The following is an 11,489-nucleotide window of genomic DNA, read 5'->3' on the forward strand; positions in this document are numbered from 1 at the left end:
TTTTCGCGTTTTTTTTTTATGGGGGGGGGACTGGTGTCCGCCTCTTCCCCAAACCCCGCCCGCTCCCACAGGGTCGGTGCCAGCCTGTTACAGCTCAGTCCCGCCGATAAGGCAACATCCCCCGCGCCTCTTCGGCATACCCCCTTACCCCTTCCCGCTCCTGCACCAGGAAATCCTCCACCGCCCGCCGCAACCCTGGGTGCAACAGGTAATGCCACGACCGCGTCAACACCGGCTCGAACCCGCGTATCAGCTTGTGCTCGCCCTGCGCCCCGGCATCGAAACGCTGCAACCCTTCGGCAATGGCAAAGTCCATGCCTTGGTAAAAACACGTCTCGAAATGCAGCCGGTCGAATTCATCCAGGCAGCCCCAGTAACGGCCGAACAAGCTATCGCCACCCACCAGGCTCAGGGCCATCGCCACCTCACGCCCACCTTGGCGCGCCATCACCACACGCAGTGCCTCGGGCATGCGCTCGGCCAGCAGGCTGAAAAACTCGCGGGTCAGGTAAGGCGCTCGGCGGCGTACCGCATAGGTGTTGGCATAACACAGGAAGACGAAATCCCACTGCGCCTCGTCCAGTTCATCACCGCGGTACCAGCGGAAGTCGATGCCCTGCCCCGCCACTTGTTCGCGCTCCTTGCGCATCTGCTTGCGCTTGCGCGAGCTGAGGCTGTCGAGAAAGTCCTGGAAGTCGCGATAGCCCCGGTTCTGCCAGTGGAATTGGCAACCCAGGCGCTCCATCCAGCCCGGCAGGCCAGCCAGCTGCTCATCCAGTGCCGACTCGGTGAAGTTGATATGCGCACCAGAAAGCCCACCCTTGCCCAGGTACTCCGGCAACGCCTGCAGCAGCAGCAGGCCGTCGGCGGGGTCGGCGGCAAGCAGGCGCGGGCCGCTGACCGGGCTGAACGGCACGGCACCGAGCAGCTTGGGGTAGTAGGCGATGCCAGCCCGTTCACAGGCGTCGGCCCAGCCATGGTCGAACACGTATTCACCAAACGAATGCCACTTGCGATACGCCGGCAGCAGCGCCCGCACCTGCCCGTCACGCTCTAGCACCAGGTGCTCGGCAGCCCAGCCGGTGTTGCGCGCAACACTGCCGCTGTCCTCCATGGCGCTGAGAAAAGCATGGCGCAGGAACGGTTGACCGGCCGGCACCAGGGCATCCCAGGTGGCCGCCGGAAGATCACGCAAATGGGCAAGGCTGTACAGGCTGGTCACGGTGTTGGCTCGCTGTCTGAAGGCACCCAGTATCGCCAAGGAAGGCCCGCCACTCAAATGACGAACGCCGGGCCATATCCTTTTATTCTCAATTACTTAACAACAGTGCCACTAATTAGACATTAATCTGTCATTGGCCCCCGCAATACTTGCGCCTGTTTTTCGGAACCCTAGAACCTGTCTATTCAGGCCCTTTCCGAAGACATGCCAACGCAGGGGCGGGCGCTTGAGCCTCCCCCATTTTATTCAGTAGGGAGAACCTTATGCGTCTTGTTTCTACACTTACCGGAGTGAGCCTCACCGGCATGATGCTGGCTCTGAGTACTCCGGCCAGTGCAGCTGTCGACGCCAAGCTGCTCGAAATGCTCCGCGCCAACGGCTCGATCAACCAGGCGCAGTACAACGAACTGCAGGGCGACCTGGCTCAAGAAACCAAGGAAAAGGCCGCTCAGAAAGCTCAGTCGGAACGTATGAGCTCCTTTGAACAGAAAGTGGCATGGGCCGCCAAGACCCAGATCAAGGGTGATGTGCGCCTGCGTTACGAAGACGTCAACGTCGACAACCCGATCGCTCGCAGCAACAACCAGGACCGTGAGCGCGTACGTGCCCGCGTTGGCTTCTACAGCGAGGTCAACCCGCAAGTTGACGCTGGTGTGCGTGTGGCCACCGGCAGCAGCGCCGATGCCCGCTCGACCAACCAGAGCCTGGACAACTACTTCGAGAAGAAACAGCTGTGGGTCGACCTGGCCTACCTCGACTGGCACCCGACTGCCGTGCCGAACCTGCACCTGATCGGCGGCAAGATGATGCAGCCATGGGTAAGCATGGGCGACATCATCTGGGACAGCGACATCAACCCGGAAGGCGTGGCCGCCACCTACAAGACCAACCTCGGCCCGGCCGAAGTGTTCGGCAGCATCGGCCACTACAACCTGAAGGACAACGTCGACGGCGACGGCGTGCAGTTCAAGCACGATGCGCAGCTGTACGCGGCCCAGCTGGGTACCAAGTTCAACGCGGCTGACACCGTCAAGGTCACCGTTGGCGGTAGCGTCTACGGTTACGACAACGACAAGGACTCGGCTGCCCTGGCTTCGCTGGGCAACACCACCAACGAGTTCAACCTGGTTGAAGGCTTCGGCCAGGTCGATTTCACCGGCTTCGCCATTCCACTGTCGGCTTACGGCCAGTTCGTCAAGAACACCGAAAGCACCGATGGCAAGGACAAAGCCTGGCTGGCCGGCCTGAAGAGCAAGATCGGTGCCTGGAGCCTGGACTACAACTACCGCGACGTACAACGTAACGGTGTAGTCAGCCTGTTCACCGACTCTGACTTCGGTAACGGCTTCACCGGTTCCCGTGGCCACAAGTTCAAGGTGGGTTACGAAATCGACAAGAACTTCTCCCTCGGCGCGGCCTACATGATGGCCAAGACCGACTTCTCCAACCTGCCAAACAGCGATGCTGACGTAGACACGCTGCAGGTAGACCTGGAAGCCAAGTTCTAAGCGACACCCTCCTCTGCTTCACCTGAAGCGGGAAATGCCGACCCCATCCGGCGTTTCCCGCTTTTTTTGCCTTTTTGCCTGGCAGAAATGCGCCGGCCTCTTCGCGGGTAAACCCGCTCCCACAGGTACACCACAGTGTTCGAATACTGTGTTGTACCTGTGGGAGCGGGTTTACCCGCGAAGAGGCCGGAACAGGTGCCGGATAAATCAGCGCTTGCGCAGAATCACACTACCAATCGAATACCCCGCACCAAACGAGCTCAACACCCCCAGCGAGCCGTTGGCCAGGTCGTCCTGGTACAAGTGGAAAGCAATCACCGAACCCGCCGAACTGGTGTTGGCATAACGGTCGAGAATCACCGGTGCATCTTCCTCGGCCACTTCACGCCCCAGCAGTTTCTTGACGATCAGGTGGTTCATGCTGAGGTTGGCCTGGTGCAGCCAGAAGCGTTTCACATCGCTCGGCTGCAGGCCATTTTCCTGCAGGTGCTCAGCAATCAGCTCGGCCACCTTCGGGCACACCTCGCGGAACACCTTGCGGCCTTCCTGGATGAACAGCTTGTCCGCCGCACCTTCACCCTCTTCCGCCGCGCGGTTGAGGAAGCCGAAGTTGTTGCGGATGTTGTTGGAGAACTCGGTCCACAGCTTGCTGCTGACGATGTCGAACTGGTGCGCCGAGGTAGCCTTGTCGGCACGCTCAAGCAACACCGCGGTGGCGGCATCACCAAAGATGAAGTGGCTGTCACGGTCACGGAAGTTCAGGTGGCCGGTGCACACTTCCGGGTTGACCATCAGCACCGCGCGCGCCTGGCCCAGGGCCACGCTGTTGGCGGCGGTCTGGATGCCGAAGGTGGCCGACGAGCAGGCCACGTTCATGTCGAAGGCAAAGCCGTGGATGCCCAACGCCTTTTGCACTTCGATGGCGATGGCCGGGTATGGGCGCTGCAGGTTGGAACAGGCAACGATCACCCCATCAACATCGGCTGCGGTGCGGCCGGCGCGCTCCAGGGCCTGGCGGGCAGCGGCCACCGCCATTTCGCAGAGCACCGACGGCTCGTCGTTAGTGCGCTCTGGCAGGCGCGGCTTCATGCGCTGCGGGTCGAGGATGCCGGCCTTGTCCATGACGAAGCGGCTCTTGATGCCCGAAGCCTTTTCGATGAACGCCGCGTCGGACAGCGGCGCCGCTTCGATTTCGCCGCGCTCGATGGCGGCGGCGTTGTCCTGGTTGAACTGCTGCGACCAGGCGTTGAAGGAGGCCACCAGTTCTTCGTTGGAAATGCTCTGGGCCGGGGTGTACAGGCCGGTGCCGCTGATCACGACGTTATGCACGGTCGTTCCTCTGGTCAATGGCCATCGCCACAGGGCGCTGGCTGGAAATATGACAGGCTAATGGCACTTTAGTGCCAATTTAAAGGCAAGGGCTGCGCCCTCGTTCGCGGGTAAACCCGCTCCCACAGGGATCGCACCGCTCCCGAGGCCACTGCTGAACCTGTAGGAGCGGGTTTACCCGCGAAGGTGCCGCCAGGCGGCCCCAAATTGCATCAATATTGCCACAATTGTGGAAGTTTAGCCCTCCACCTGGCTCCACTGCTTGCTCAATCTTTTGTCGGAAATCGGCACCTTGGTCCCCAATTGCTGGGCAAACAGCGACACCCGGTATTCCTCCAGCCACCAGCGGTACAAGGTCAGCTGTTCATCACGCTTGCCTTCCTGGGCATGCTTGTCGGCACGGGCCTTGTACTGCGCCCACAGGTTGGCCAGCTCGCCGCTCCACACCCGGTCCTTCTGCACCTGCGAACCCAGCTTCTCCAGGCGCAGTTCCACCGCCTTCAGATAACGCGGCAGTTCCTTGAACCAGGCCCCAGGTGTTTCGCGCACGAAGCCGGGGTACACCAGGTTGCCCAACTGTTGCTTGATATCGTTCAGCGCCACCGCCTGGCTCAGGTCGATCTTGCCCTTGAAGCGCTTTTGCAACCCATGCCACAGCTTCAGCACTTCCAGGGTTTGCCGCGCCAGGCGCTCGGCATGCTCGCCCCAGCTGCCGCGCTTGCGCTCGGCCAGCCCGGCCAGGGCCGCGCCGTCGCGTGGCAAAGGCTGTTCGCCTTCAAGGATGCAGCTGTCCAGGCTGGCCAGCAGGATGTCTTCGACCAGTGCCTCGACCCGGCCCATTTCACGGTACAGCAGGCCCAGCTCAGTCAGCCCCGGCAGCTTGCTGCGCAGGTACTTGGCCGGCTCGGCCAGCTGCTGCAGCAACAGGCGCTGCAAGGCACGGCGATGCTGGAACTCGGCTTCGGCCTGGGTCGAGAAGCGCCCTTCGCGCACGGTGCCACTTTCTTCCACCAACGCCGGGTACACGGTCATCGACAGGCCGGCGATCTTCTGCTGGGCGGTCTGTTTCACCTCGCTGAAGGCCTTGGCCTGCACCGGCTGTTCGCTCTTGGCGTCACGCGGCACGGCCAGCGCAGCCTGGCTGGCGGCTGCAAAGCGCGCGGTCAGTTCAGCCAGGTCGCGGCCCTCGCCAAGGAACTTGCCCTGGCCGTCGACCACCTCGATGTTCATGCGCAGGTGGCCTTCAACCAGGTTGACCGACTCGTCCCAGGCCTCATCGGCCACACGCGCACCGGTCATGCGCAGCAGCTCCTGGCCCAGGGCCTGCGGTAATGCCCCCTGGCCGAAGGTCATGCGCGCCAGCGAGGCCTTGACGAAGTCCGGCACCGGCACGAAGTTCTTGCGCAGGGCCTTGGGCAGGTTGCGCACCAGCGCCACGCACTTGGCCTCCAGCAGGCCTGGCACCAGCCATTCCAGGCGCTCGCCCGGCAGGCTTGGCAGCAGCGGTGCCGGTACTCTCACCGTCACGCCGTCGCGGGGGTGGCCAGGTTCGAAGTGGTAGCTCAGCGGCAGGCGCAGCTCGCCTACCTGCAGGCTGTCGGGGTACTGCGCCGCGGTAACTTCGCTGGCTTCGCGGGCCAGCACGTCCTCTTCACGCATGATCAGCAGGTTGGCGTCCTTCTGGCTGCCCATGCGGTACCAGCTGTCGAAGGTCGCGGTCTGGTGGATTTCCGCCGGCAGGCGCGCTTCGTAGAAGGCGTACAGGGTTTCTTCGTCAGCCAGGATGTCGCGCCGGCGGGCCTTGGCCTCCAGCTCGTCGAGTTCTTCGAGCAGGCGCTTGTTGGCCGCCAGGCACTTGGCCCTCGACTGGATTTCACCACCCACCAGGCCTTCACGGATAAACAGCTCGCGTGAGGTAACCGGGTCGATCGGGCCGAAGTGCACCGGCCGGCGGCCGACCAGGATCAGGCCGTACAGGGTGATCTGCTCATAGGCCACCACCTGGCCGCGCTTCTTCTCCCAGTGCGGTTCGAAGTGGTTCTTCTTGACCAGGTGGCCGGCCAGCGGCTCGATCCAGTCCGGTTCGATCTTGGCCACCATGCGCGCATACAGCTTGGTGGTTTCGACCAGTTCGGCGGCCATCACCCACTGCGGGCGCTTGCGCCCCAGGCCCGACGACGGGTGCACCCAGAAGCGCCGCTGGCGGGCGCCCTGGTAATCGCCCTCTTCGGTCTTCTGGCCGATCTGGCTGAGCAGGCCGCTGAGGATGGCCTTGTGCATCTTCTGGTAGTCAGACGGTTCCTTGTTCACCGTCAGCTGCAGTTCACGGCAGATCAGCGCCAGCTGGCGGTGGGCATCACGCCACTCGCGCAGGCGCAGGTAGTTCAGGAAGTTCTTGCGGCACCAGTTGCGCAACGGGTTGGCGGTCAGTGCCTGACGCTGCTCTTCGAAGCCACGCCACAAGTTGACCAGCGCAGCGAAGTCGGAATCCACGTCCTTCCACTGAGCGTGTGCCTGATCGGCCGCCTGCTGGCGCTCTGGCGGGCGTTCGCGCGGGTCCTGCACCGACAGCGCGCTGGTGACGATCAGCACTTCCTGCAGGCTGCCCTGGCGTGCGCCTTCGAGCAGCATGCGGCCCAGCCGCGGGTCGATCGGCAAGCGCGCCAGTTGGCGGCCGATAGGCGTCAGCTGGTTCTCGCGGTTGACCGCCGACAGCTCCTGCAGCAGGTTGAAGCCGTCGCTGATGGCCTTGCCATCTGGCGGCTCGATGAACGGGAAGGCATCGATCGCGCCCAGGCGCAGGTGCAGCATCTGCAGGATCACCGCTGCCAGGTTGGTGCGCAGGATCTCCGGGTCGGTAAACGCTGGCCGGCTGTTGAAATCTTCTTCGCTGTACAGGCGCACGCAGATGCCCGGCTCGACCCGGCCACAGCGGCCCTTACGCTGGTTGGCACTGGCCTGCGACACTGCCTCGATGGGCAGGCGCTGGACCTTGGCGCGGTAGCTGTAACGGCTGATGCGCGCGGTGCCGGTGTCGATCACATAGCGGATGCCAGGCACGGTCAGCGAGGTTTCGGCAACGTTGGTGGCCAGCACCACGCGGCGCCCGGTGTGTGGCTGGAAGATTCGCTGCTGCTCGGCCGGCGACAGGCGCGCGTACAGCGGCAGGATCTCGGTGTGGCGCAGTTGCGCCTTGCGCAAGATCTCGGCGGCATCGCGGATTTCCCGCTCACCTGGCAGGAAGATCAGCACATCGCCCGGGCCCTTGCCCTCGCTGCGCTCGTGGTGTGCCAGCTCGTCCAGGGTGGCGAGGATGGCCTGGTCGACGGTGAGGTCGTCCTCGATCTGGTTGCCTTCTTCGTCCTGCTCGCTGGTCAGCGGGCGGTACCAGGTTTCCACCGGGAAGGTGCGCCCGGACACTTCGATGATCGGCGCGCCGTCGAAGTGCTTGGAGAAGCGCTCCAGGTCGATGGTCGCCGAGGTGATGATCAACTTCAGGTCCGGGCGGCGGTGCAGCAGGGTCTTCAGGTAGCCGAGCAGGAAATCGATGTTCAGGCTGCGTTCGTGGGCTTCGTCGACGATAATCGTGTCGTAGCGTTCGAGGAAGCGGTCGTGCTGGGTTTCGGCCAGCAGAATGCCGTCGGTCATCAGCTTGACCAGGGTGTTGGCATCGCTCTGGTCTTCGAAACGCACCTGGTAGCCGACCAGCCCGCCCAGCGGCGTGCCCAGCTCTTCGGCGACCCGCGCGGCCACACTGCGCGCGGCGATGCGGCGTGGCTGGGTATGGGCGATCAGGCCATGGCTGCCACGGCCCAGCTCCAGGCAGATTTTTGGCAGCTGGGTGGTCTTGCCCGAACCGGTTTCGCCGGCAATTACCAGCACCTGGTGTTCGGCCAGGGCCTTCTTGATTTCGTCACGCTTGGCGGCGATCGGCAGGTTGTCGTCGTAGCGTACGGTCGGCACGCTCTGTTGGCGCGCGGTGACCTGGGCGCAGGAGGCCTGGACCTTTTCCACCCACTGCGCCAGCTTCGCCTCGTCGGGGCGCTTGCGCAGTTCGTGCAGTTGCCGGCGCAGGCGATGGCGGTCGGCAATCATGGCGTGGTCGAGGTTTTGCAGGAGTTTGTCGATGGCGTGGTCAGTCATGGGGCTTTTTAGTGATGCAGGTGGGCCTGCTTTCTCATGATCGGCATTCGAAGGATGCGCGATTGTCGCAGATTTGGGCCTTCCTTGCTGCCTGAACCGGCCTCTTCGCGGGTGAACCCGCTCCCACAGGGACCGCACAACATTCAGCCTTGTTGCAATCCTGTGGGAGCGGGTTTACCCGCGAAGAGGCCAGCTGCAACGGCACAAATGTTTAGCCAAGTTCGATGTAAAGGTTGCCATTCACTGCTTTAATCAACCTTACGCCGCATGTGAGTATCAAAGGCATGACTCCCGTCCAGCCCATCGCCCCACCGTCATCCCGCCCTTCGCTACCGAAGGCCCGGAGCCGTGCCGGGGAAAATCCGCTGGTGCACATCATCCTCGCCTTCTGGGCACTGTGGCACTGCCGCCACGCGCGCCCACCGGACACTTCGCTCACGCCATTGTGACCAAACCCGGCCGCCGTCTGGCCGTTTGACTCAACTGGGCCGCCTGCCTGCGCGGTGGCCCTGTGCGCCCATGAGCGAATCCATCATGCACTTTGCCCCTGTAGAGCAGGCCAGCCGTTTCCTGGCCGACAACCCCGATATCGAGCTGTTCGAACTGTTCATCCTCGACGCCAACGGCGTGCCGCGCGGCAAGCTGCTGCACCGCGAGGAACTGTTGGCCGTGTACCAGACCGGCCGGCCGCTGCCCAGCACCATCCTTGGCCTGACCCTGAACGGCGACGACGTGGAAAACTCCGGCCTGGTGTGGGACGTCGGCGACATCGACTGCCGCGCCTACCCACTTGAAGGCAGCCTGGTGCGCCTGCCCTGGCGCCGGGTGCCGACCGCCGCAGTGCAAGTGAGCATGCACCCGAGCGAAGGCCTGCCTGCCAGTATCGCCGACCCGCGCCATGTGCTGCTGCGTACCATCGATGCGCTCAAGGCCGACGGCTACCACCCGGTGATGGCCTGCGAACTGGAGTTCTACCTGCTGGACCAGCAGCGCGACGCCCAAGGCCGCCCGCAGCCAGCACTGGACAACGACGGCGGCCGCCCTCGCACCACTCAGGTCTATGGCTTGCGCGAACTGGAGCAGATCGAGCCATTCCTCGCCGACCTGTACGCCGCCTGCAAGGCCCAGGGCATCCCGGCGCGCACGGCAATTTCGGAGTACGCCCCCGGCCAGGTGGAAATCACCCTGGAACACGGCGACGCCTTGCAAGCGATGGACCAGGCCGTGCGTTACAAGCGCTTGGTCAAAGGCGTGGCGCATGCCCACGGCATGCAGGCCTGTTTCATGGCCAAGCCGTTCGCACAACTGGCCGGCACCGGCATGCACATGCACCTGAGCCTGGCCGACAGCGCCGGCAACAACCTGTTCGCCAGTGAAGACAAAGCCGGCACGCCGCTGCTGCGCCAGGCCGTAGCCGGCATGCTGCGCCACCTGCGTGACTCGCTGTTGCTGTTCTGCCCCAACGCCAACTCGTTCCGCCGCTTCCAGGCCAACAGCTATGCGCCACTGGCGCCAACCTGGGGCGTCGACAACCGCACCGTGAGCCTGCGCGTACCGGGCGGCCCGGCCAACAGCCGGCACGTGGAACACCGCATCTGCGGCGCCGACGCCAACCCCTACCTGGCGGCGGCGGCAATCCTTGCCGCCAGCCACCGTGGCATCCGCGAACAACTGGACCCGGGGGCACCGGTTGAAGGCAACGGCTATGCCCAGGCCACCGAGCACCTGCCCACCGACTGGCTGACCGCCCTCGACGCCCTGCAGCATTCACATTGGGCCCGCGAAGCACTGGGTGAGGACTTCCTCGGCGTATACCTGAAGGTCAAGCGCGCCGAGTACCGCCAGTTCATGGCCGAGGTCAGCGAGCAGGATTGGCGCTGGTACCTGCACCAGGCCTGAGCCCCTACATAACAAGGAACACCCATGAACGCAGCATTGAACAACGGCCCGGCGCAGCGCGCGCCGTCCTACTACAGCGCCACCCTCAACGACCACACCGAGTACCCGCAACACAAAGGCACGGTACAGGTGGATGTGGCGATCATCGGCGGCGGCTTCACCGGCGTGGCCACGGCGGTGGAACTGGCCGAGCGTGGCCTGAAGGTGGCCATCGTCGAAACCAACCGCATCGGCTGGGGCGCCAGCGGGCGCAATGGCGGCCAGGTCACCGGTAGCTTGTCGGGCGACGAGGCCATGCGCACGCAGATGCGCAACCACCTGGGTAGCGAGGTTGACGACTTCATCTGGCACCTGCGCTGGCGCGGGCACCAGGTGATCGAGCAACGCGTGGCGCGCTATGGCATCGATTGCGACCTCAAGCGCGGCCACCTGCATGCGGCGATGAAACCTTCGCACATGAACGAGCTGCGCGCATTCGAGGCCGAGGCCCGGCGCCGCGGCATGGGCGAGCAGGTGCAATTGCTTGACCGCGCTGCGGTGGCCGAGCACCTGCAAAGCCCGCTGTACCTGGGCGCGTTGAAGAACCTGCGCAACCTGCACCTGCACCCGCTCAACCTGTGCCTGGGCGAAGCCCGTGCCGCGCATAGCCTGGGCGCACTGATTTTCGAAAACTCCGAGGTGCTGGACATCGTCCACGGCCCGCGCCCGGCGGTGGTCACCGCCCACGGTCGGGTCGAGGCACGCCAGGTGATGCTGGCCGGCGATGTGTATCACAAACTGGAGAAACGCCAGCTCAAGGGCAAGATCTTCCCGGCCATGGGTGGCATCGTCACCACCGCACCACTGGGTGAGCTGGCCGAGCAGATCAACCCGCAGGACCTGGCGGTGTACGACTGCCGCTTCGTGCTCGACTACTACCGCCTGACGGCCGACAAGCGCCTGCTGTTCGGCGGCGGCGCCAACTACTCCGGCCGTGACTCACGGGATATCGAAGGCGAATTGCGCCCGTGCATCGAGCGCACTTTCCCGGCGTTGAAGGGGGTGCCGATCGAGTTCCAGTGGAGCTGCGCCATGGGCATCGTGGTCAACCGCATCCCGCAGCTGGGCAAGCTGTCGGATAACGTTTGGTATTGCCAGGGCTATTCAGGGCATGGGATTGCCACCAGCCACATCATGGGTGAGATCATGGCCGAGGCATTGACCGGGACGCTGGAGAAGTTCGACACCTTTGCCCAGTGCAAGCATGTGCGGGTGCCGATGGGCGACTTGCTGGGGAACCCGCTGCTGGCGGCGGGGATGTGGTACTACCAGATGCTGGAAAAGCTGCGCTAAACCTGAAGCCTGCGCAACCTTTGTAGGAGCGGCCTTGTGTCGCGAAAGGGCCGCGA

General features: G+C 63.9%; 6 protein-coding genes. 3 read left to right on the forward strand and 3 right to left on the reverse strand.

Translation table 11 applies throughout. The annotated features are described in order from the left end of the window. Positions 1-94 precede the first annotated feature (94 nt). The gene (locus tag ABE456_RS26825; RefSeq protein WP_346646617.1) at positions 95-1,222 is read right to left on the reverse strand and encodes a GNAT family N-acetyltransferase; all 1,128 of its coding nucleotides are present in this window, start codon (positions 1,220-1,222) and stop codon (positions 95-97) included. 263 nt (positions 1,223-1,485) lie between these two features. Between ABE456_RS26825 and ABE456_RS26830 the strand changes: the two genes are divergently transcribed. Beyond that, entirely contained in the window at positions 1,486-2,730 is a 1,245-nt protein-coding gene (locus ABE456_RS26830) for a putative porin (protein ID WP_346646618.1), read from the forward strand. Between the two features lie 207 nt (positions 2,731-2,937). On the opposite strand, the gene ABE456_RS26835 is transcribed toward ABE456_RS26830, so the two are convergent. Beyond that, positions 2,938-4,059, reverse strand: coding sequence for a beta-ketoacyl-ACP synthase III (locus ABE456_RS26835; protein WP_346646619.1), 1,122 nt, complete (start codon positions 4,057-4,059; stop codon positions 2,938-2,940). A gap of 237 nt (positions 4,060-4,296) precedes the next feature. After that, a complete protein-coding gene (gene hrpA / locus ABE456_RS26840) occupies positions 4,297-8,202 on the reverse strand; it encodes an ATP-dependent RNA helicase HrpA (protein ID WP_346646620.1) in 3,906 nt (1,301 codons plus the stop codon). A gap of 534 nt (positions 8,203-8,736) precedes the next feature. Between hrpA and ABE456_RS26845 the strand changes: the two genes are divergently transcribed. Together ABE456_RS26845 and ABE456_RS26850 are read left to right on the forward strand one after the other, a co-directional pair. After that, the gene (locus ABE456_RS26845) at positions 8,737-10,101 is read left to right on the forward strand and encodes a glutamine synthetase family protein (RefSeq protein ID WP_346646622.1); all 1,365 of its coding nucleotides are present in this window, start codon (positions 8,737-8,739) and stop codon (positions 10,099-10,101) included. Positions 10,102-10,125: 24 nt separating this feature from the next. Beyond that, complete coding sequence (locus tag ABE456_RS26850; RefSeq protein WP_346646621.1) at positions 10,126-11,433, forward strand: FAD-binding oxidoreductase; 1,308 nt, start codon at positions 10,126-10,128, stop codon at positions 11,431-11,433. The last annotated feature ends 56 nt before the right edge of the window (positions 11,434-11,489 follow it).

This window comes from Pseudomonas sp. TWI929, assembly GCF_039673335.1.
Classification (GTDB): domain Bacteria; phylum Pseudomonadota; class Gammaproteobacteria; order Pseudomonadales; family Pseudomonadaceae; genus Aquipseudomonas.

Bases quoted from the DNA above. Each gene is read 5' to 3' on its own strand.
- ABE456_RS26830 (WP_346646618.1), top strand. From the start codon at position 1,486: ATGCGTCTTGTTTCTACACTTACCGGAGTGAGCCTCACCGGCATGATG.
- hrpA (WP_346646620.1), bottom strand. From the start codon at position 8,202: ATGACTGACCACGCCATCGACAAACTCCTGCAAAACCTCGACCACGCC.
- ABE456_RS26845 (WP_346646622.1), top strand. From the start codon at position 8,737: ATGCACTTTGCCCCTGTAGAGCAGGCCAGCCGTTTCCTGGCCGACAAC.
- ABE456_RS26850 (WP_346646621.1), top strand. From the start codon at position 10,126: ATGAACGCAGCATTGAACAACGGCCCGGCGCAGCGCGCGCCGTCCTAC.